This window comes from Micromonospora parastrephiae (assembly GCF_016802865.1).
GTDB classification, from domain to species: Bacteria; Actinomycetota; Actinomycetes; order Mycobacteriales; family Micromonosporaceae; genus Micromonospora; species Micromonospora parastrephiae.
Map to the genome: position 1 here is coordinate 1 of NZ_JAEVHM010000101.1, position 21,380 is coordinate 21,380.

General features: G+C 70.1%; 16 protein-coding genes and 2 pseudogenes. 5 read left to right on the forward strand and 13 right to left on the reverse strand.

From position 1 onward, the window contains the following. The coding region (locus JNW91_RS19495; protein ID WP_203176972.1) for an endo-1,4-beta-xylanase at positions 1-1,062 on the reverse strand (1,062 nt) is incomplete at its 3' end. Positions 1,063-1,097: 35 nt separating this feature from the next. Next, positions 1,098-2,432, reverse strand: a complete 1,335-nt coding sequence (locus JNW91_RS19500) for an extracellular catalytic domain type 1 short-chain-length polyhydroxyalkanoate depolymerase (protein ID WP_203176973.1) — start codon at positions 2,430-2,432, stop codon at positions 1,098-1,100. A 316-nt stretch (positions 2,433-2,748) separates the two neighbouring features. On the opposite strand from JNW91_RS19500, the gene manD reads away from it, so the two are divergent. Continuing rightward, positions 2,749-3,957: a D-mannonate dehydratase ManD gene (manD, locus tag JNW91_RS19505; RefSeq protein ID WP_203176974.1), complete on the forward strand. Its 1,209-nt coding sequence runs from the start codon at positions 2,749-2,751 to the stop codon at positions 3,955-3,957. Positions 3,958-4,003: 46 nt separating this feature from the next. Here the strand turns inward: manD and JNW91_RS33645 are convergent, their stop codons facing one another. From JNW91_RS33645 to JNW91_RS19545, 10 genes and pseudogenes are all read right to left on the reverse strand, one after another. After that, complete coding sequence (locus JNW91_RS33645) at positions 4,004-5,245, reverse strand: hypothetical protein (RefSeq protein ID WP_309244424.1); 1,242 nt, start codon at positions 5,243-5,245, stop codon at positions 4,004-4,006. Between the two features lie 115 nt (positions 5,246-5,360). Further along, positions 5,361-5,621, reverse strand: a pseudogene (locus JNW91_RS33180) (alpha-glucuronidase); the annotation flags it as partial. A 518-nt stretch (positions 5,622-6,139) separates the two neighbouring features. Continuing rightward, on the reverse strand, positions 6,140-8,173 hold the full coding sequence (locus JNW91_RS19515) for a beta-galactosidase (protein ID WP_203176975.1): 2,034 nt from the start codon (positions 8,171-8,173) through the stop codon (positions 6,140-6,142). Continuing rightward, positions 8,170-8,856 carry a DUF624 domain-containing protein gene (locus JNW91_RS19520; RefSeq protein ID WP_203176976.1) on the reverse strand — a complete coding sequence of 229 codons (687 nt, stop codon included), beginning with the start codon at positions 8,854-8,856 and terminating at the stop codon, positions 8,170-8,172. The genes JNW91_RS19515 and JNW91_RS19520 overlap by 4 nt, the downstream gene beginning before the upstream one ends. A gap of 2 nt (positions 8,857-8,858) precedes the next feature. After that, positions 8,859-10,283, reverse strand: coding sequence for a GH39 family glycosyl hydrolase (locus JNW91_RS19525; protein ID WP_203176977.1), 1,425 nt, complete (start codon positions 10,281-10,283; stop codon positions 8,859-8,861). A gap of 81 nt (positions 10,284-10,364) precedes the next feature. Beyond that, positions 10,365-11,465 (reverse strand): extracellular solute-binding protein, encoded by a 1,101-nt coding sequence (locus JNW91_RS32475; RefSeq protein ID WP_309244425.1) that lies wholly within the window; start codon positions 11,463-11,465, stop codon positions 10,365-10,367. Then, entirely contained in the window at positions 11,417-12,004 is a 588-nt protein-coding gene (locus tag JNW91_RS32480; protein WP_238425311.1) for a type 2 periplasmic-binding domain-containing protein, read from the reverse strand. The genes JNW91_RS32475 and JNW91_RS32480 overlap by 49 nt, the downstream gene beginning before the upstream one ends. A 38-nt stretch (positions 12,005-12,042) precedes the next feature. Then, the gene (locus JNW91_RS19535; RefSeq protein WP_203176978.1) at positions 12,043-12,981 is read right to left on the reverse strand and encodes a carbohydrate ABC transporter permease; all 939 of its coding nucleotides are present in this window, start codon (positions 12,979-12,981) and stop codon (positions 12,043-12,045) included. Further along, positions 12,978-13,967, reverse strand: a complete 990-nt coding sequence (locus JNW91_RS19540; protein WP_203176979.1) for an ABC transporter permease — start codon at positions 13,965-13,967, stop codon at positions 12,978-12,980. Before JNW91_RS19540 ends, JNW91_RS19535 begins: the two co-directional genes overlap by 4 nt. Positions 13,968-13,977: 10 nt before the next feature. Continuing rightward, positions 13,978-16,362: a beta-xylosidase/alpha-l-arabinosidase gene (locus JNW91_RS19545; RefSeq protein WP_203176980.1), complete on the reverse strand. Its 2,385-nt coding sequence runs from the start codon at positions 16,360-16,362 to the stop codon at positions 13,978-13,980. Positions 16,363-16,676: 314 nt separating this feature from the next. On the opposite strand from JNW91_RS19545, the gene JNW91_RS19550 reads away from it, so the two are divergent. From JNW91_RS19550 to JNW91_RS19565, 4 genes are all read left to right on the forward strand, one after another. Beyond that, positions 16,677-17,714 (forward strand): LacI family DNA-binding transcriptional regulator, encoded by a 1,038-nt coding sequence (locus JNW91_RS19550; RefSeq protein ID WP_203176981.1) that lies wholly within the window; start codon positions 16,677-16,679, stop codon positions 17,712-17,714. Positions 17,715-17,728: 14 nt separating this feature from the next. After that, a complete protein-coding gene (locus JNW91_RS19555; protein ID WP_203176982.1) occupies positions 17,729-18,736 on the forward strand; it encodes an acetylxylan esterase in 1,008 nt (335 codons plus the stop codon). A 363-nt stretch (positions 18,737-19,099) separates the two neighbouring features. Beyond that, positions 19,100-20,200, forward strand: a complete 1,101-nt coding sequence (locus tag JNW91_RS19560) for a cellulose binding domain-containing protein (RefSeq protein ID WP_407664352.1) — start codon at positions 19,100-19,102, stop codon at positions 20,198-20,200. Between the two features lie 120 nt (positions 20,201-20,320). Beyond that, positions 20,321-20,980 carry a transglutaminase domain-containing protein gene (locus JNW91_RS19565; protein WP_203176984.1) on the forward strand — a complete coding sequence of 220 codons (660 nt, stop codon included), beginning with the start codon at positions 20,321-20,323 and terminating at the stop codon, positions 20,978-20,980. A gap of 116 nt (positions 20,981-21,096) precedes the next feature. On the opposite strand, the pseudogene JNW91_RS19570 reads toward JNW91_RS19565, so the two are convergent. Then, positions 21,097-21,380, reverse strand: a pseudogene (locus JNW91_RS19570) (polysaccharide deacetylase family protein); the annotation flags it as partial.

Sequence of the window (21,380 nt, forward strand, 5' to 3'; positions counted from 1 at the left end):
GGTGGTCGGCGGCGGGGTGGTGGGCGGTGGGGTGGTCGGTGGGGTGGTGCCGTTGTTCAACGCCGCGAGGACCGCGTCGTACGCCGGCTTCTTCGCACCACTGCTGGTGAACAACAACGGCGTCTGCGAAGCCCGCCACGAGTCACTGTCCCGGATCCCCCACACCGTGATCCCGTTACACCGCGCCACCGCCAGGCAGTCCTCCACCACACTGCGATACGTCGCCGCCGGAGCACCCTGGATGTCCAACTCGGTGATCTGCACATCCACACCCAACGCCGCGAAACTCGACAACGTCGTGCGGTAGTTACTCACATACGGCGAATCATTGTTGAAGTGCGACTGGAACCCCACACAGTCGATCGGCACACCACGAGACCTGAAATCCCGCACCATCGTGTACACAGCCTGCGTCTTCGCGTGCGTCCAGTTATCCGTGTTGTAGTCGTTGTAACACAACTTCGCACCCGGATCCGCCGCCCGCGCCGCCCGGAACGCCGCCTCGATCCAGTCATTACCCGTACGCTGCAAATTCGAGTCACGACGCGCACCGGAACTACCATCGGCAAACGCCTCGTTCACCACATCCCACGCCACGACCTGACCCCGGAAATGGGTCGCCACCTGCGTCACATGATTCAACATCGCCTGCCGCAACGCGCTACCACTCATACTCTGCATCCAGCCCGGCTGCTGCGAATGCCACGCCAGAGTGTGACCCCGAACGTTCATCCCGCGACTACGCGCGTGATTGACGATCTGCTCCGCCGCACCGTAACTGAACCGACCCTGCTGCGGCTCCGTCGCGTCGATCTTCATCTCGTTCTCAGGCGTCACCATATTGAACTCACGGTTCAAAATCGTCGTGTACGCGCTATCCGACAACCGACCCGCCGCCACCGCCGTACCGAAATACCGACCCTTCTCCGCAGCCGACGCGCCAAGGGTCGTCCCGGCGGCGGCGGGTGCCACCGAGAACAGCGCCATTCCGGCGGCGATGGCGCCCGCTCCGGTCACCGCGAGGGCGGCTCTGGATGCCGCCTTCCACGTCGTTCTTCTCATCGTGCGACTCCTTCTGGATGGTGTGGCAATTGGACTCAGGCCACCGAGCAGGCGGCGCCGTTCAGGGCGAACGACGACGGTTTGCCGGTGCCGCCCTCATGGCTGGCCTGGAAACCGATGTCGACCGACGTGTTCGGGGCGATGGTGGCGTTGTAGGAGACGTTGCGGGCGGTCACCGCGCCGCTGGTCGGGGAGTACTGCGCGTTCCAACCGCTGGTGATGCGCTGTCCGGTGGGCAGCGTGAAGGTCAGGTTCCACCCGTTCACGGGGGCCGTACCGGTGTTGGTGACGGTCACGCTCGCGGTGAGGCCGTTGCTCCAGGCGTTGACCGTGTAGCCGACCCGGCATCCACCCTCGGTCGGCGGCGGAGTCGTCGGAGGCGGCGGAGTCGTCGGAGGCGGCGTGGTAGGCGGCGGCGTGGTAGTCGGAGGCGGGGTCGTGGGAGGCGGCGTGGTGCCGTCCAGCCCGAAGAAGCGGATCACCTGGGCGGCGTCGACCGGCAGGTTGTGCGAGACACCCTGCATGCTGATCGCCTCGACCGGCGCCATCGGGCCGCTGCTGCCGTACCGGGTGCGGGTGTAGCCGGACTGCGGCGAGTCGGTGTACGTCGGGGTCTGGCTCAACCCGTGCACGTTGGTCCACTGCTTGACCTGCTCGCCGAAGTTCGGGTAGCGCAGTGTCTCGTCGTTGGTGCCGTGCCAGATCTGCATCCGTGGCCGCTGGCCGGTGTAACCGGGGTACGCCCCGCGGACCAGATCGCCCCACTGCTGGGCGGTCTTGATGAGCTGCCCGTTGGCGCACTCGCTGTTCCACTCGGAGCTGCCCCCGGTGGCGAAGCAGCCGAACGGCACTCCGGCGAAGGACGCGCCCGCCGCGAAGACGTCCGGGTAGTCACCCAGCATGACGTTCGTCATCATCGCCCCGGACGAGGTGCCGGTGGCGAAGATCCGCGCCGGGTCGGCGGCGTACCGCTGCCGCACGTAGTCGACCATCGACATGAGCCCGACCGGGTCGCTGCCCCCGCCGCGGCGCAGGGCCTGCGGTGAGGCGACGTCCCAGCACCTGCTGCTACGGGTCACCGACGGGTAGATCACGATGAACCCGTACCGGTCCGCGAGGGACGCGTACTGGGTGCCGGAATGGAACGCCGGGCCCGAGCCGGTGCAGTAGTGCAGGGCGAGCAGGATCGCCGGTCGTGACGCCACCCGGTCCGGGACGTACAGGTGCATCTGGAGGTTGGTGGGGTTGGTGCCGAAGCCGGTCACCTGCGTCAGCGTCGCCGCCGATGCTGGCGTGGCGAATGTCAACGCGGCGGCGGCCAGCGTGAGGGCCGCCATGACGGCGCCGAGCAGCCTTGTCTTGAGTGTCATCGTTCGCGATTCCTCGGGGAATTGGCGCATGGAAGAGGAGCAAGTCGAGGACTGCCCTTCGCCCGACCCTGACCGCGGCTCGCGTGACCACGTCAGCTTCGATCGAGGACACTCGATTGTCAAGACTTCCGGAAACCTTTCGCCGTACGGGTTCCACTGCCCACCTGCGCACCTGGCCGCGGCGACGGGAGGCTTCGCCGGGCCTCGATGGCGGGCTATTATCGGGACGTTCTCGAAACGTGTCGGGCTTCCCACATCCCTCGCGTCACCCCCCTACGCGCGCCCGCAGAGGCCCCGTGGGCACGAAGGAGATCGAGTGAAGATCGTCGACGCCCGGGTCATCGTGACCTGTCCGGGCCGCAACTTCGTCACCCTCAAGATCGTCACGGACGAGGGCGTCACCGGCGTCGGAGACGCCACCCTCAACGGCCGGGAGTTGGCCGTCGTGTCGTACCTGCGCGACCACGTGGCGCCGCTGCTGATCGGCCGGGACCCGGCCCGCATCGAGGACACCTGGCAGTACCTGTACCAGGGGGCGTACTGGCGGCGTGGGCCGGTCACGATGAGCGCGATCGCCGCCGTGGACACCGCCCTGTGGGACATCAAGGGCAAGGTCGCCGGCCTGCCCGTCTACCAGCTGCTCGGCGGCCGTTCCCGCGAGGGCGTCACCGTGTACGGCCACGCCAACGGCGAGACCGTCGAGGAGGTGCTGGTGGAGGTCGCCCGCTACATCGACCTCGGCTACCGCGCCGTGCGGGTGCAGTGTGGCGTACCGGGCCTGCCCAAGACGTACGGAGTCAGCGCCGACAAGCTCTTCTACGAGCCGGCCGACGCCGCGCTGCCCAGCGAGGCCACCTGGTCGACGCAGCGTTACCTGTCGCACGTGCCGACCGTGTTCGCCCGGGTTCGCGACGAGTTCGGCCCCACCCTGCGGCTGCTGCACGACGTGCACCACCGGCTCACCCCGATCGAGGCGGCCCGGCTCGGTCGCAGCCTGGAGCCCTACGCGCTGACCTGGATGGAGGATCCGGTCCCCGCCGACCTTCAGGAGGGCTTCCGGTTGATCCGGCAGCACACCACCACCCCGGTCGCGGTCGGCGAGGTCTTCAACAGCGTCTTCGACGCCGCCCAGCTCATCCGGGAACAGCTCATCGACTACATCCGGACCACGGTGGTGCACGCCGGCGGAATCACCCACCTGCGCCGCATCTTCGACCTCGCGGCGCTGCACCACGTCCGCAGCGGATCACACGGGGCCACCGACCTCTCCCCCGTCTGCATGGCCGCGGCTCTGCAACTCGACATCTCCATCCCCAACTTCGGGCTCCAGGAGTACATGCGGCACACCGCGCAGACCGACGAGGTGTTCCCGCACGGCTACCACTACGCCGACGGCTACCTGCATCCCGCCGAAGCCCCCGGCCTCGGCGTCGACATCGACGAGGAGGCGGCGGCGCGGTATCCGTACGCGCCGGCGTACCTGCCGGTGAACAGGTTGGAGGACGGCACCGTGCACCCGTGGTGAGCGCGACACCGTCGACGTCCCGGCCGGCCCGATCGGGCCGGCCGGGTCAGTAGATGCGCCGCCCCCGCGCGTCCGGAACTCCGGACTTGCGGAAGAAGTACGTGTTGATCTGGTCGCGCCACTCAATGGCGCAGCGCACCTGCTCGTCGAGACGCTCGGCCACCCGCTCGTACACCGCCGGATCGATCATCCCGTTGAGCGTCCGCCACCGCCGCCGCATCGCCTCCACCTCCTCGACGCCCGCGAAGTGGGTGTCGTAGATGTGCTGGATGACTGTCGACCCGCTGTGCAGGACGTGGGAGTACGGGACGTGGTGGAAGAAGAGCAGCAGCTCGTCGGGGCACGTGCGCGGCGACTCGTACACCTGCGCCCAGTACGGCGGGTACTGCCCGGCGAAGCCGGTGCCCGATGCGCGACTGCGGTCCACACCGACGCCGTCGCGGTCGGCGAAGTGGTAGGTGCCCCACCGCGAGTACTCGTACCCGTCGACGTCGGGACCGTAGTGGTCGCCGGGGTGAACCATGAAGCCGACACCCAGCGGGGCGGTGTACCGCTCGTAGGTACGCCACGAGTCGTCCATGATCTCGTGCAGCGTCCGTCTCACCAGCTCCGGTTCGGCGGTCGCCGACGGCGGGAAGGTCAGCATCATCCACTCGTCGAGGACCGCCGTCGGGTCCAGCCGTGGGTCCCAGGCGAGCCGGCCGAACGTGTACAGGTTGGCCTGCGCCAAGGGGTGTCCGGTCCAGAAGGGGTCGTCGCCGGTGTTGGCGACGGCGACCAGGCCACCACCCGCACCCGCCTCCCCGATGGCCACGTCGGCGATCGTCCGTCCACCCGGACCCCACGGGGCGAAGCGCAACACCTCACCCCACCAGGAGCCGAGATGGCAGACGTGCCGCTGCTGGCCCGTGTACTCCTGGGTGACCTGCAACTCCAGCGCCAGCCGGGTCGCCGGCATCGCGGCGAGCACCGGCGAGACCGGCTCCCGCGTCTGGAAGTCCACCGGGCCGAACTTCACCTGCACGACCACATTGGCGCGGAACCGTCCGTCCAGCGGGGTGAAATGGTCGTACGCGGCCCGCGCCCGGTCGGTGGACCGGTCCCGCCAGTCCTGGTGGTGGTTGTAGACGAACGCCCTCCAGTGCACCACTCCCCCGTGCGGAGCGAGGGCCTCGGCGAGCAGGTTCGCCCCGTCGGCGTGGTCGCGCCCGTACGTGAACGGGCCGGGTTGCCCCTCCGAGTCGGCCTTCACCACGTAGCCGCCGAAGTCCGGGATGCGCTCGTACACGCGGCGGGTGGTGGCGGCCCACCAGTCCGTACCGCCTCGTCGACCGGGTCGGCGGTCGCAGTCCGCCGAGGACCACCGGCGCGGCGAAGCTGACCGACAGGTGCACCCGGATGCCGTACGGGCGCAGCACGTCCGCGATCTCGGCGACGTCGCCGAGCCGATCGGTGAGCAGCAGCGCCTCGGTGCGGGCGACGTTGACGTTGTTCACCGAGATCGCGTTGACGCCGCTGGCCGCCAGCAGCCGCCCGTACTCCCGCACCCGGGCCAGGTCGCCGCGCGGACCGCCGTCGCGCCAGAAGATCGAGCCGCCCGCGTACCCCCGTTCGACCTGGCCCATCACCGGGTGCACGGCCACGTTGTCCCAGTGGTTCAGCATCCGCCGGCGCAGCGCCGGCCGGTGCCGCTCCGGCGGGCGATCCGGGTCGAAGGCCGCCGCGCAGAGCCGGACCAGGTGGAACAGCCCGTACAGCAGGCCGGCGGGCGCGTCGGCCAGCACCGCGGTCACCTCGCCGGCCCGTGCCAGCAGGAATCCCTCGTCGCCGAGCGTCTCGCCGTCGCCGATCTCGACGAGCGCCGCCTCCCCCGCCGACCGGGCAGCCTCCACCGTTGGGTTGGGCAGCTCAGCGGCGCCGCGCAGGGCCAGCACCAGGTCGACGTCGACGTTCCACGAGGGGGAATGCCACACCCGCCCGCCGTAGCGCGCGCAGGCACGCGCCACCTCGTCGAGGACGGTGTCGACGAGCAACCCGTCACCGTGCACGAGGACGCGACGCGCGCCGAGCGCCCGGAACGCCTCCGGTGGCAGCCAGGCGGCGTGCACGCGCGGCTCCTCGTCCACGCCCAGCGGCTCTGCCACGAACACCGGCTCCTCCAGTTCCACCGACTCGTCCGCGCTCACCTGTCCTCCCGCATCACCACGACGCCGTACGCCGGCAGCCGCAGCGCCGAGCCCGTCTCCGTCCGGTCACCGGTGAGCAGGTCCACGCCGCCGATCCGGGCGGCGACCTCGACCGGCTCGGCGCGGTGGTTGAGCAGGAACAGCAGCCGCGACCCGTCCGGCGCGACCCGGACGGCGGATTCCAGGTCCGGCACGTCGGGATACGGCCCGAGCACGTCGTGGCGCGCCAGCACCTGCCGGACCACCCAGGAGACGCCGGCCTGGTCCAGTCCGGCGGCCACGTACCAGCCGTCGCCGGCGCCGAAGGAGTTGCGGGTCACCGCCGGGGTGCCCGCGTAGAAGTCGGCCTGGTAGGTGCCGAGCACCTCCGCGCCCTGCGGGACCACCAGCTCGAACAGCAGCCGCGCCTCGACGTCGACCTGGTCGGCGCCGGTGCCGAGGCGCACCGGGTTGACCACCTCCGGACCGCGCGCGTCCCACTCGTCGACGCGGACACCCGTCAGCTGCCCGAGCGGTCCCGGCACGTCCATGAGGAACGCCTGGTCGTTCTCGTCGACCCGACCCGACAGGTACGTGGTCAGCACGGACCCGCCACGCGCCGCAACCGCCTCCAGGCGCTGCGGCAGGTCAGCCTTGATCATGTGCAGGGCCGGTGCGACGACCACCTCGTAGCGGGACAGGTCGGCGGTCACCGCGACCACGTCCAGGTCCACGCCGGCGTCCCAGAGCGCCCGGTGGTACGCCAGCACGACCTGCTGGTAGCGAACCAGCCGGGAAGGCCCGTCGGAGATCTCCAACGCCCACCAGCTGTCCCAGTCGAAGAGCAACGCCACCCGGGCCGGTGTCCGCGCGCCCAGCGACGCGGGGCCGAGCCGGTCCAACTCCGCCCCCAGCTCGGCGACCTCGCGGAAGACCCGCGTGTCGGAGCGTCCGGCGTGACCGATGACCGCGCCGTGGTACTTCTCGCTGGCTCCCCGGGAGGCGCGCAGCTGGAAGAAGAGCACGGCGTCGGCGCCGTGTGCCACCGCCTGCCAGCTCCACAGTCGCATCAGGCCGGGCCGCTTCAGCGGGTTGACGTCCCGGCAGGCGGTGACGCTCGGGGTCTGTTCCATCAGCCAGAACGGTTGGCCGTCCTTGAGCCCGCGGATCAGGTCGTGGGTCAGCGCCATCCGGGCCGCCGACCCGTCGTCCGGCGGGTAGTTGTCCCAGGACGCGAAGTCCAGGTGCTCGGCCCAGCGGTGGTAGTCGATCGGCCGGTACATGCCCATGAAGTTGGTGGTCACCGGCAGGTCCGGGCTGGACTCGCGGATGGCGGCCTTCTCGTCGCGGAAGTTGGTCAGCATCGCGTCCGAGGTGAACCGCAGGTAGTCCAGGGTGATGCCCTGGAAGGCGGTGTGGTCCGGGCCACGCCAGTGCTCGGTCAGCGCCGACGGCGGCTCGATCTGCTCCCAGTCGGTGAACGTGTGCGACCAGAACGTCGCGTACCAGGCCGCGTTCAGCTCGTCGAGGGTGCCGTAGCGGTGGCGCAGCCAGTCGCGGAAACCGGCGGCGCAGAGGTCGCAGTAGCAGGCGCCGCCGTACTCGTTGCCGACGTGCCAGGCGACCACCGCCGGGTCGTCGGCGTAACGGCGGGCAACCCGGCGGGCCAGCTCGGCGGAGAGCCGACGGAAGACCGGTGAGCTGGGGCAGGAGTTGTGTCGCTGGCCGAAGCGGTGCTTTCGGCCCTCGAAGTCGGTGCGGGTCACCTCCGGGTACGCCTTCGCCAGCCACGGCGGGTGCGCACCGGTGCCGGTCGCGAGGCAGATGCCGCGCCCCTCGGCGGCCGCCCGCTCGACGATCCGGTCGAGCAGTGCGAAGTCGTAGGTGTCCTCGGCGGGCTGAATCAGCGCCCAGTCGAACACGCCCACGGTGACCAGGTCGATCCGGGCGGCGTCGAAGAGCCGGTAGTCCTGCTTCCACACGTCCTCGGGCCACTGTTCCGGGTTGTAGTCGCCGCCGAAGGGCACCTTGGCGGTGACGGGCAGAGTCATGCGGTGAACTCCTTGCGGATCAGGTGGATCATCGGGTCGCCAACGCGCAGGAACGCCAGGACCGCGACCGAGGCGAGCATCGCCAGCACCGCCTCGGAGAACACCGCCGTGATCCCGGCCGCCGCGGCCAGCAGCAGGGCGTTGCCCACGGTGACACCGGGGGTACGCAGGAGGAAGTGCACGGCCAGGCGGAGCACGTCGCGGGTGCGGAATTCGAACAGCGCGGTGATCAGCAGCGCGTTGGCCGCGCAGAGCGTCACCCCCACCGCGATCAGGGCCAGCGGCACCACCCACCAACCCGGCAGGCCGACCGTACGCAGGTAGGCGACGTTCACGGCGAGCACCGTCAGCCACAGCAGCGCCGGCACCCAGACCCGCAGCGCGCCGGACACGCTGGTCCGGTAGCCCCGCCAGAACACGGCGGCGGGGTGCAGGTCCGTCAGGTCGGGCCGCTGGTGGCGCAGGGCGTACGCGGCGGCGGAGACCGCCGGGCCGACCGGCACCAGGAAGAGCGCCACCAGCGGCAGGTTGCTGGGGTCGCGGCCGAGAAGGAGAAGCGGAAGCAGGCCGGGCAGGGTGGTGAGCAGGAAGAGCAGCTCGACCACGAGCAGGATGTAGACCCGGGAGGCGGCCCGCGACAGCGGTCCGTCGCCGAACTGTCGCCAGGCGTGTGCGGCGCTCACGGCTACTCCTTCCGATCGGTCTCGGCCGGCAGGCCGAGCAGGCGGGTGGCGTCCCACCACGGCGGCGTCTCGTCCACCACCGGGCTCAGCTCGACCAGGGTCACCTCGTGCCGGGTGAGCGTGAGGTCCACCTCGACCCGGCCGGCGGCGACCGGCAGCGCACGATGCGTCCGGGCCGGCTCGGCGGCCTCCCGCAGCGCGTCGAGCTGGCGGGCAGCCGGTGAGCGCGGGCGGCCCATCTCGGCCCAGGCCGCCCACGCGTTGCCCGCCTCTTCGCTGACCGAGGAGCGGAGCAGGAAAGCCGATGTCGTGCCGGCCGGGCCGAGGGGGATCGACAGCGCCACCGGATGCCGGTCCGGTGCCGGTGACAGTCCGGTGACATCCACCGGCGCCCAGGCCAGCACGGCGATCCGGCCGTCGGTGTGGCGGGTGACCAGGTGGTCGGTCGGGATCCCCACCTCCTCGAACATGTCGCTGAAGGTCCAGTACGAGAAGGAGTCCACCAGGTCGCCGCCGGCGGCCAGCACGGGTGCGAGGTAGGCGGCGTGGAACGCCGTGTCGTGGATCGGGTTGTCCGGCCGGTAGGACGAGTTGAACTCGGTGATGTGCACCGGCAGGTCCGCCAGAGCGGTGCCGGCCAGGTGTCGGCGGGGCGCGGCGAACTGGGTGAGCAGTTCCGTCGCCGGGGCGAGGGTCTGGTGGGTGCCGAACGGGACGTGCTGGCCCGGCCCGGACGTGTACGCGTGCCGGCTGACGAAGTCGACAGGCACCTGGCGGTCGGTGACGAACTCGGCGAACGGCACGAGCCACCCGTCCGCACCCGGGGAGATCGCCGGCCCGCCGACCTGCAACGACGCGTCGACCTCCTTGACGGCGTGCGCGCTCACCTCGTACAGGCGGTGGTAGGCGCCGCGGTCGGCGCCCTGCCAGAAGGGCTCCAGGTTGGGCTCGTTCCACACCTCGATCGGCCAGCTGCGGACCTCGTCGAGACCGTAGCGGTCGACCAGGTGGGCGACCGTGGCGCGGACCAGGTCCGCCCATTGTGACCACGACCGGGGCGGCGTGACGTTGCCCCGCCACCAGAAGACGGTCTGGTCGCCGGAGGCCAGACCCGAGGGCATGAAGCCCAGCTCCACGAACGGCCGGATGCCCAGGTCGAGGTACGCGTCGACGACCTGGTCGACGTAGGTGAACGAGTGGTGCACGTGGCGCTCGCCGACGTGGTCGTACGGACGGTGCACGCCGACGCCGTCGCTGAGCAGCCCGTGTCCCCGGATGTGCCGGAAGCCGATGTCGCGCTGGACGAGCGCCAGCGAGTCCTGGTAGTCGCGGCGCAGAGCCAACTCGAAACGGCCGGTGCCGACGCAGCGTCGCCAGGCGTCGGTGAGACGGCCGGTGGGCTGGTCGGGAACGGTGATCCGGGTCATCGTCTTCCTCTTCGACGGGGCGCACCGGCCACGGTGCTCGGCCGGTCCGGTGACGGCGGTCGTCACCGGACCGGCCGCCGGTCAGCGGTGGTCCTTCTGGTAGCGCTCGTAGGCCTTGTTGACGAGATCCAGGTAGGAGTCCATGTTCTTGCCCTTGAGCTCGGTCACGTAGGCGTCCCACTGGGCGAAGTCACGCTGGCCGAGCGCGAACTGCAGAGTCGCCTGGTAGACGTGGTCGCGCAGCGGCGTCTCCCACAGCGACGCCTGCTCCCGTTCCTCGTCGTTCAACGGGTGCGGCGGAGGCACCACGACCGGGGTACGGGCGTTCATGACCTTCTGGAACTCCTGCTCCTCCGGGGAGAAGAACCCCTGCACCAGCTCCGGTTTGCCGCCGTAGGCGAAGACCCCGTTGTAGAAGCCGAAGTCCTTCTGCAGGTGCTTCGGCGCATTGGGGTGGAGGCCGATGACGTTGACGTCGGGGGCCAACGTGGGCTTGCCGCTGGCGTCCCTGACGAACGTCTTGCCCTCGACACCCCACTTGGCGAACTCCTGGCCAGCGTCGGAATACCAGAGCCAGTCGATGAACTGCATCATCGCCACGAAGTTCTTGCTGTCCCGGGCCTTCGAGGAGATCATCACGCCGTTCTCCAGCCGGTTGGCGGGGTTGACCTCACCGGCCGGGCCGATCGGCAGAGGGATCTTGACGATCTTCGCCTTCGGGTTGGTCTTCGCCAGGTCCGGTCGGTAGTCGTTGACGACCGCCTGGGCGTTGGCGCTGATCACGAACGACTTGCTGTTGGCGAGCTTCTGCCGGGCCTGGTCGTCGGCTTGGGTGAAGCTCTCCGGGTCGAGCAGCTTCTCGGACACCAGCTTGTTGAGGTACTGGAGCATCTGCTTGTACTGCTCCGTGGCGCCGGTGTAGACGAACTTCTTGGCGGTGGCGTCCCAGCTGGTGTGCTGGAAGTTCCAGCCGGCGCCCTGGAGTCCGTAGGACACGGCCAGGATGTTGAGCAGGTTGCCGGCCGGGTTGGGCTTGCTCCAGCGGTCGGAGAACGGGTACACGTTCGGGTATCTGGCCTTCATCGCCTTGAGGACGGTGTACAGCTCGTCCCAGGTCTTCGGGGCCGTCAGGTTCAGTTCGTCGAGGATGTCGTCCGGACCGCCAGCGAGTAGTCCTGCCAGGGCTTCTCGTGCAGCCCGGGCAACACGTAAAACTTGCCGTCCTCCTGACGCCGCCCGTCGATCTCGGGCTTGAGGTTCCACCGCGAGATCTTGTCCTGCAGGTTCGGCATCAGGTCCAGGTAGTCGCTGACCGGCAGGACCGCACCGGAGGAGACGTAGGCGTCCTCCTGGCTGGGATAGGTCTTCGGGATGATCATCGGAGCGTCACCCGCGCCGATCAGCAGGCTGCGCTTCTGCTCGTAGTCGCTCAGCGGCACGGCCACCGGCGACAGCGTGACGTTGGCCCGCGACTTCAGTTCCGACCAGAAGAGCCAGTCGTCGCGCAGCGGGTAGTTCGGGTGGTTGTTGTACAGGATGGAGAAGGAGACCGGCTCGCTCGCCTTGAACTGTTTGCCGATGCCGTAGTCGGACATCGCGCCGGCCCGGTTCTCCGACAGGTCCTTGGCGTCGGACGGATCCTCGCTACAGGCGGCGATGCTGGTGGCCGCGAGCAGCACGGCGGTGACTGTCGCGACGCGGCGCCACGATCGGTGGAACATGGCGGTCCTTTCGATAAGGGGACGGGTGGACACGCTGGCTAGCCCTTGACGGCGCCGAGCATCACGCCGCGGACGAAGTACCGCTGGACGAAGGGGTAGACCAGGAGGATGGGCAGGGTGGTGAGCACGATCGTCACGGCCTTGAGCGTCGCCTCGGCCTGCACCTCGTCGGCCTCGGCGATCGCCCCGACGTTCTCCGCACCGGTGGCGCCGGCGATCAGGTTGCGCAGGTAGATGGTCACCGGCCACAACTCCTGCCGGTCCAGGTACAGGAAGGCGGCGAACCAGGAGTTCCAGAACGCCACGGCGTAGAACAGCAGCATCGTGGCGACGATCGCCTTCGACAGGGGCAGCACGATGCGGAGCAGGATCCCGTAGGTGTTGAGCCCGTCGACGGCGGCGGCCTCCTCCAGTTCCACCGGCAGACTCTCGAAGAACGCCTTCATCACCAGCAGGTTGAACACGTTGATCGCGTTGGGCAGCGCGATGGCCCAGACCGTGTTCTTCATGCCCAGGCTGGTGACCAGCACGTAGTTGGGGATCAGGCCACCGGAGAAGAACATGGTGAACACCGCGATACCGACCAGCGTGGTGCGTCCCCGCAGCTGCTTCTTGGACAAGACGTAGGCGTAGCAGGTGGTGAGCACGATGGAGATGAGCGTGGCGACGACCGTGTAGACGACGGTGTTGCGGTAGTTCGTCCAGAACAGGGAGTCGGACAGCACCAGCCGGTAGGTGTCCGTGTTGAACCCTCGGGGCACCAGGTTGACCTGGCCGGCGATGATGTACCCCTCATCGCTGAGGGAGCGCGCCACGACGTTGACGAACGGGTACAGCGTCAGCACCACCACAGCGGTCAGCACCACCGCGTTGACCGCCTGGAAGACGCGGTAGCCCCGGGTCGGGCGGATACCGCGCCGCCGGTCGCCGGTGGACCGCGTGCTCTCGCTGGCCGTCGCCGCGGTGTCGACGGTCACCACAGGCTCGTCCCCACCGTGCGGCGGGCGATCAGATTCGCCGACAGGACCAGCACGAGCCCGATCACCGCCTCGAACAGCCCGATGGCCGCGGCGTAGCTGAAGTTGCTGGACCCGAAGCCCATCCGGAACAGGTAGGTGGAGAGGACGTCGGCGGTGGGATAGGTCAGAGGGTTGTAGAGCAGAAGGATCTTCTCGAAACCGACCGCCATGAAGCTGCCGACGTTGAGGATCAGCAGCGTCACCATCGTCGGCCGAATACCCGGGAGCGTGACGTGCCAGGTCTGCCGCCACCGGTTGGCGCCGTCGATCCGGGCCGCCTCGTACAGGTCGTCGTCGACGGTCGTGAGCGCGGCGAGGTAGAGGATGGTGCCCCAGCCGACGGTCTGCCAGACCTCGGACGACACGTAGATCGTCCGGAACCACTCGGCTCGCTGCAGGAACGGTACCGCTTCGCCGCCGGCGGCCTGGACGAGTTGGTTGACGGTGCCGTCGATCGAGGTCAACTGCATGACCATGGCCGCCACGATGACGATCGACAGGAAGTGCGGCAGGTACGACACCGACTGGACGAACCGCTTGAGCCGCCGGGTGCGCACCTCGTTGAGCAGCAGCGCCAGCATGATCGGCAGCGGGAAGCAGAACAGCAGGGTCAGCGTCCCGAGCACCAGGGTGTTGGTGAACACCTCCCAGAACGTCGGGTCGGTGAAGAACATCCGGAAGTAGCGCAGCCCGACCCAGTAGTCACCGAAGATGCTGCCGCCCGGCTTGAACCGCCGGAACGCGATGATGTTGCCGATCATCGGCAGGTACCGGAAGATCAGGAAGAACAGCAGGGGCAGGACGGCGAGCGAGTAGAGCTGCCAGTCCCGACGAAGCGCCTGCCGCCAGCTTCGGCGGCGACGCGGTGGACGTGGGCCCGGGCGGGGAGACTGCGCCGCGGCACGGGGCGGTGCCGGCGGCGGCGGCCGTAACGTCGATGTCATCCTCGGCCTCCTAGGCTGAGTGCGGAACGGCCACGAGGGGCTCGACCCGCACCGACGTGAGCAGTTCCCGCTGGTGACCGACCTGGCGCTCGGCGCCGGTGAGCCGCAGAGGCAGCGTCGCCGCCGCGTCGGCGCTGGAGCGTCCCAGCCGTAGTTCGACGTCGCCGGGCTCGACGATCCGTTGGCCGGACAGCCCGATGAACGACGCGACGTCGGCCGGTACGCCGAACGTCACGTGCGCCGACTCGCCGGGCTCCAACGGCACCCGGGTGTACCCGACCAGCCGGACCACCGGGCGCGTGGTCTGCGCGACCGGGTCGTGCAGGTAGAGCTGCACCACCTCGCTGCCGGCCCGCGCACCGGTGTTGCGGATGGTGATCCGCACCCGGGCCTCGCCGTCGACCGGCCAGACCGCCGGCTCGCCGGCGTCGGGGTGCACCTCACCCGCCGGCCCCACCGCGACGGCGTCGGACCAGTCGAAGGTGGTGTAGCTCAGCCCGTGGCCGAACGGGTACGCCGGCGTCGGGTCGACCGAGGAGACCTTGTTGCGACGTCCGAGCGGCGGTGCCAGGTACGTGCCCGGCAGACCGCCCGCGTCACGGGGAACGCTGACCGGTAGGCGGCCGGACGGGTTCACCGCGCCGGTGAGCACCTCGGCGAGTGCCTGTCCGCCACGCTGGCCGAGGAAGAACGCCTGCACCACGGCAGCCGCCGTGTCGAACTCGGGGCCGAGCGCGTACGGCCGCCCGGTCATCAGCACCAGGACGACCGGGGTGCCGGTGGCGAGGACGGCCCGGACCAGCTCGGCCTGAACGCCCGGCAGTCGCAGGTCCGCGGCGTCGCAGCCCTCGCCGGAGGTGCCCCGGCCGAACATTCCCGCTCGGTCACCGACGGCGAGCACGCAGACGTCGGCGGCGGCGGCCGCCGCGACCGCCGCCGGGATGCCCGAGGTGTCCTCGCCGGTGACGGCGCAGCCCGGCACGTGGGTGAGCAGCGGGACCCGTCGGGCCAGTTCGTCGCGCAGTGAGGGGATGTCCAGGCCGAGTCCGTACTCGCTGTGGTGGACGCCGACGTGGTTGGGGAAGGAGTAGCAGCCGAGCAGGGCCATCGGGTCGTCGGCGACCGGGCCCACCAGGGCGACCCGTTGACCGGCGGGCAGCGGCAGCACGCCGGTGTTGCGCAGCAGGACGACGGACTCCCGGGCCAGGCGTACGGCGACGTCCTGGCTGGTCTCGTCGTCGAGGCGCAGGTTCGCCACGTCGTCGGGCAGTTCCCGCCAGTCCTCGTCGAGCAGACCGATTTCGATCTTCTGGGTCAGCACCCGGCGTAGCGCGCGGTCGATCAGCGCCTCGTCGACGTCACCTCGACGGACTGCCGCCACCAACGGGGGGCCGAAGGCGTCCACGGTGGGCAGTTCGACGTCGATTCCGGCGCGCAGGGCGAGCCGGGCGGCGTCCGCGGCGTCCCCGGCGACACCGTGCAGGGTCTGGAGGAAGCGCACGGCGAAGTAGTCGGCGACCACGGTGCCGGTGAAGCCCCACTCGTCGCGCAGCAGCCCGGTCAGCAGCGCCTCGTCCGCGGCGACCGGCAGGCCGTCGATCTCGGCGTAGGAGTTCATCACCGAGCGCGCGCCGCCGAGCCGCAGAGCCATCTCGAACGGCGGCAGGATCACGTCGGCCAGCTCGCGGTGGCCCATCGGCACCGGGGCGAGATTGCGCCCGCCCCGGGAGGCGGAGTAGCCGGCGAAGTGTTTCAGGGTCGCCACGACACCCGCCCGTTCGAGACCCCGCACGTACGCCGCCCCGGTCGTTCCCACCAGGTACGGGTCCTCGCCGATCGTCTCCTCGGTGCGGCCCCAGCGGTAGTCCCGGGTGACGTCGAGGACGGGCGCGAGCCCCTGGTGTACGCCGGCGGCACGCATCGACCGCCCGATCCGACCGGCCATCTCCTCGACCAGCTCGGGATCGAAGGCAGCGCCCCAACCCAGCGGGGTGGGGTAGACGGTGGCCCGCCAGGCCGCGAACCCGGTGAGGCATTCCTCGTGCACCTGCGCCGGAATTCCGAACCGGCTGGCGGCCATGATCTGCGCCTGGGACGCGGCCAACGACCGGGCGCCGAGCACCGGGTCGACCGGCGCGGTGCCGAACGGGCGGGTGAGTTGGCCCAGCCCGTGCTGGATGATGTCGGTCCACGGTGGCGTGCCGTCGATCATGTCGGACTGGTGCGGAGCGACGCCCTCGCCGGAGGCCTCGGCGCCGACCCAGACGCCGACGAGCTGGGCGATCTTTTCCTCCAGCGTCATCAGCGACACGAGCGCCTCGGCCCGCTCGGGCGACGGCATCCGCGGATCGCGCCACGGCGCTACGTCACTGTCGACCGGCGACTGACTTGTCATGCCGAGACCCCTTAGTTCCGGCCACATCCGCGGCCTGATGGAGCCAGCTTCGCGGCGGATGGTTCACGATCCGAAATTTTCCGGAAACCTGCGTAACCTTTTCGGCAACCTAAGTGTCCTGCCGGTACCTGTCAAGAGGTTCATCTATGCCCGGGAGCGCCCCTTCCTGCACTCTGTCAGCGGATCGTGGACGCTGCGTTGTGCGGGGGCCGGGGCTGTCCGCGAACGGGGTCGGATCGATCGCCGCATCGGCTGGCGCGAACGACCTTTCGTGTTAGGGTCTTCCGAAACTTTCGGATGCTGTTGAGGCTGCGATGACAGAGCACCGTCCGCTCGACCCACCCGCCTCCACCACCATCGCGACCATCGCCAATGATGTCGGTGTCTCGGTCGCCACGGTCTCCAAGGTCCTCAACGGACGAGGTGATGTCGCCCCCGGCACCAGAGCGCGTGTCGAGGAGAGTCTGGACCGCCACCGGTACCAGCGCCGCAATCGGCGACCCTCGTCCAGCGGAGGACGCGTGGACCTCGTGTTCCACGAGTTCGACACCGGATGGGCGATGGAGATCCTGCGCGGCGTCGAGGCGGTGACCAGCGCTGCCGGCCTCGGCCTGTCCGTCGCCCAACTCGACGGCGCGCACCGCCCACCGCCACGCTGGCTCGACGCGGTGCTCGCGGACCGTCCACTGGGGGTGGTGTTCGTCCTCTCCCACCTGGCCGAGGCGCAGCAACAGCACCTGCGGCGCCACGGCATCCCGTTCGTCGTCGTCGACACCGACAGCGCGACCTCGGCGTCGGTGCCCACCGTCGGGTCCAACAACTGGAACGGTGGCCTGCTCGCCGCCCGGCACCTGCTGGAGTTGGGACACCGGCGGATCGCGATCATCTCCGGTCCACCCGATGTGCTCTGCAGCCGCGCCCGCGCGGCCGGCTTCCAGTCCGCGCACGAGGAGGCCGGGGTGCCGATCGACCGCGAGCTGACCCGCTACGGCAGCTTCTCGGCGGGCACCGGACACGCCCACGGGCTGCACCTGCTGCGTCGACCGGACCGGCCCACGGCCATCTTCGCCGGCTCGGACATCCAGGCGATGGGGGTGCTCCGTGCCGCGCGGCAGTGCGGCCTTCGCGTGCCCGAGGACCTTTCGGTGATCGGGTACGACAATCTGCCGGTCTCCGCCTGGACCGATCCGGCTCTCACCACCATCAACCAGCCGCTGCGCGACATGGCCGGCATCGCCACCCAGATGTTGCTCGAGCTGGCCCGGGGCACCGAGCCGGCGACCAGCCGGATCGACCTGGTGACCGAGTTGGTCGTCCGGGAGAGCACCGCACCCCCCGTTCAGCCGCACTGACCCTGCGAGGACCCGTGTCGTACTCCGCCCCCCACCTCGACGGACTTGAGCGGTACTCGCCCACCGTCGTCGAACCCGAGGACTTCGACCAGTTCTGGAGCGACACCCTCGCCGAGGCGACCGCCCGACCGGTACTCGTCGACGTCCGCCCGGAGCCCACCGACCTGCCGCTGTTGGATTCCTGGAACGTCACGTTCGCGGGTTTCGGCGGTGATCCCGTGCGCGCCTGGTACACCCGCCCGGCGGGCGCACGAGGTCCGCTGCCCGCCGTGGTGGAGTACGCCGGCTACGGCCGCGGCCGTGGCCTACCGCACGAGCGGCTGACCTGGCCGGTGGCCGGGTACGCCCACCTGCTGATGGACAACCGGGGTCAGGCGGGGCAGTACGGCGCCGGGGACACTCCCGACCCGCACGGCGCACCCGGCGGCCCCTGGCCGGTCACCTGGGGAATCCTCGATCCGGCTGACTACCACTACCGCCGACTGATCACCGACGCGGTCCGGGCGGTCGAGGCGGTCCGCGCCCTGCCGGGGGTCGACGCGGACCGGGTTGCCGCGGTTGGCAACAGTCAGGGCGGCGGTCTCGCCCTGGCCGTGTCCGGCCTGGTGGACGATCTCGCGGCCGTGCTGACCACCGCCCCGTTCCTCTGCGACATGCAGCGGGCCGTCCGGCTCAGCGACCTCGCGCCGTACGGCGAGATCGCCCGGTACCTGGCCGTGCACCGGGAGGCGGAGACGGCCGTGTGGCGCACCCTGTCCTACGTGGATGCGGTCAGTCTCGCGCGGCGCGCGACGGCGCCTGCGCACTTCGGGATCGGCCTGCGGGACACCGTCTGCCCGCCGAGGTCCGGCTTCGCCGCCTACAACCAGTACGGTGCCGCGGCCGGCCTACCGGTCCCGCCCGAGCGGGAAATGCATGTCTACCCGTTCAACGGCCACGAGGGCGGCGAGGCCGTCCACGTCCGTCGTCAGCTGCGTTGGCTCGGCGCGCGGCTCCAGCCGACGGGCGCGTCGGCGCGGTGAGCGGGCACGCACCGGCGCGACGGTAACCAGCGGTGAGCGCTCACCTGGCGCGACCGTCAGCACCTTTCGCAGCCGTGGTCGGGCGTTGGTCTGTTGCCGCTGTTAGCGATAACACGTTATGGTGCCGGCAGGCGGAGTGAAGGGCACACCACCGCCGGGTTCATCGATCCGTCGCTCACCGACCATCGATGGCCATGCCAGCTGCGGAGTTCGACCACCAGTGACGACGTCCGGGCTCCTGGTCGTTCCGCCGCTCCCCCTCGCGTACCGCGCGCGGCCCCGCCTCGTCGTGGCCGCTGCCGTCGCGCCCCGACCACCTGAGGACGTCCCATGAGCAGTCCATCGCCTGCCCCTCCAGCACCCGTGACCACCGCCACCGGTCCGCGACCCCGCGGGGCCCGCCTGTGGTGGGCAGCGCTCGCCGCCGTCGCCGCCATGGCCGCCGCCGTTCCGATCGCGACGGCTCCCGCGAGCGCCGAGTCCAACGGCGGGGTACGCGTGATGCCCCTCGGCGACTCGATCACCGACGGATTCAACGTCGCTGGCGGATACCGCATCGAACTCTGGCAACGGTTCACGGCCGGTGGCTACCGCATCGACTTCGTCGGCTCACAGTTCAACGGCCCTTCCAGCCTCGGCGACCACGACCACGAGGGCCATTCCGGGTGGACCATCGCCCAGATCGACGCCAACGTCGTCAACTGGCTGCGGGCCACGAACCCGCGCACCGTGCTGCTGCACATCGGCACCAACGACATGTACGGCGACACGTCCGGCGCCCCGGCCCGGCTGGCCACCCTGGTCGACCGGATCACCACCACCGCCCCGAACGCCGACGTTTTCGTGGCGACGATCATCCCCAAGTCCGGCGCGGACACCCAGGTCCGGGCGTTCAACGCGGCCATCCCCGGGATCGTGCAGACCAGGGCCGCCGCCGGTAAGCGCGTCCACCTCGTCGACATGTACCGCGCCCTGACGCTGAGCGACCTGGCCGACGGCGTCCACCCCAACGCCACCGGCTACCGCAAGATGGCCACCACCTGGTACGACGCGCTCCGGTCGGTGCCCGGCAGCATCGGGGGCGACACCCCTCCCACCACCACGCCGCCGCCGACCACGCCGCCGCCGACCACCCCGCCGCCGACGGGTGGGTGCCGCGTCACGTACACGGTCAACGCCTGGAGCAGCGGTCTCACCGCGTCCGTGTCGGTGACCAACACGGGCAGCACGCCGGTCAACGGTTGGGCGCTCGCGTTCACGCTGCCGGGCGGGCAGACCATCACCAGCGGCTGGAACGCCAACTACTCCCCGTCGAGCGGCACGGTGAACGCCCGCAACGTCTCCTACAACGCGACGATCGCGCCGAACACCTCGGTCGACGTCGGCTTCCAGGCCACCCACACCGGCAACACCGGTCGACCGTCCGCCTTCACCCTCAACGGCGCCGCCTGCGCGGTCGCCTGACACCACCCGTCGCGGTGCCGGGCTACCGGGGGCCCGGCACCGCGCCCGTCGCACCGTCTTCGTCAGGCGACGGCCACCACCATGGTCAGGGGCGGCGGGTCATGGGGAGCGGTGCCTACGATGGCCCAGCGGTTCGCCGAGAACCACCTGCGTACCGTCGACGGCATCATCGGCGCCCTGCTCGCCCTCGACCCGGCTCCGCTGACTGTCGCCCGCGATCCAGCCCGCCGCGTGATCGGCACCTGCCGCCACTTCGCCGTACTCAGCTGTGCCCTGCTGCGGTACCGCGAGATCGCGGCCCGCGCACGCTGTGGCTTCGCCACCTATTTCCACCCGGGGCAGGGCGTGGACCACTGGATCACCGAGTATCGGCACGACGGCCGCTGGGTGCGGATCGATTCCGAGATTCTGGGCGGCGCGCTCGTGGCGAAGCCCGAAGACCTCGCCACCGGCGAGTTCCTCAGCGGCGGCGAGGCGTGGACAGCCTTCCGCGAAGGCCGTATCGACGCCGCGAAGTTCGGTGTGTACGGCACCGGGAACTGGGGACCGGCGGAGATCCGCGGTAACACGGTCAAGGACCTCGCCGCGCTGAACAAGGTCGAGATGCTGCCGTGGGATGAGTGGGGGCGGATGGACGCCTCCTACCGGGGCGAGACCGGTCCCGACTACGACGCGCTCATCGACACGATGGCAGCCGTGTGCGCGGCCGACGACAATCGTGGCGTCGCCGATCTCTATGCCTCTGAAGACTTCACGGTGCCGGCTCAGCTCGTGTGCTGAGCAGGGTGCGCCGGTACCCCTGACCAAGCGCCGTCGCAGGATCAGCCCGCTTCGCCAACCGCACAGAGGACGGGCGCGACGCGTTGCGTCGCCGCCCCGTCAGCGTGCGGTGATGCTCAGGAGGCGGTGCAGGATCGCACCTCTGGACGGGTCCAGTTGCCGTTGGCCATGGTGGTGAAGCCGAAGACGTTGCCGCTGCCGTTCGACCGCATGGTCATGACGCTCCCGCTGCTGTCCCAGCTCGGGGTGCCGTTCCAGGTGTTCGACACCTTCTGCGGCGAGATGACCGCGACGACGACGGTCCAGTTGCTCGCCCCGGTGACGGTCACCTCACTGTTGAACCGGTCGCCCCATCGGGTGGCGTCGCGCAGCGTGGCGGTGCAGCTGCCGGCCGGCGGGT

Excerpts from the sequence above, each read along its gene's own strand:
- JNW91_RS19500 (WP_203176973.1), bottom strand. The coding sequence starts at position 2,432 with ATGACACTCAAGACAAGGCTGCTCGGCGCCGTCATGGCGGCCCTCACG.
- JNW91_RS19515 (WP_203176975.1), bottom strand. The coding sequence starts at position 8,173 with ATGACTCTGCCCGTCACCGCCAAGGTGCCCTTCGGCGGCGACTACAAC.
- JNW91_RS19525 (WP_203176977.1), bottom strand. The coding sequence starts at position 10,283 with ATGACCCGGATCACCGTTCCCGACCAGCCCACCGGCCGTCTCACCGAC.
- JNW91_RS32480 (WP_238425311.1), bottom strand. The coding sequence starts at position 12,004 with ATGTTCCACCGATCGTGGCGCCGCGTCGCGACAGTCACCGCCGTGCTG.
- JNW91_RS19540 (WP_203176979.1), bottom strand. The coding sequence starts at position 13,967 with ATGACATCGACGTTACGGCCGCCGCCGCCGGCACCGCCCCGTGCCGCG.
- JNW91_RS19545 (WP_203176980.1), bottom strand. The coding sequence starts at position 16,362 with ATGACAAGTCAGTCGCCGGTCGACAGTGACGTAGCGCCGTGGCGCGAT.
- JNW91_RS19550 (WP_203176981.1), top strand. The coding sequence starts at position 16,677 with ATGACAGAGCACCGTCCGCTCGACCCACCCGCCTCCACCACCATCGCG.
- JNW91_RS19565 (WP_203176984.1), top strand. The coding sequence starts at position 20,321 with ATGGCCCAGCGGTTCGCCGAGAACCACCTGCGTACCGTCGACGGCATC.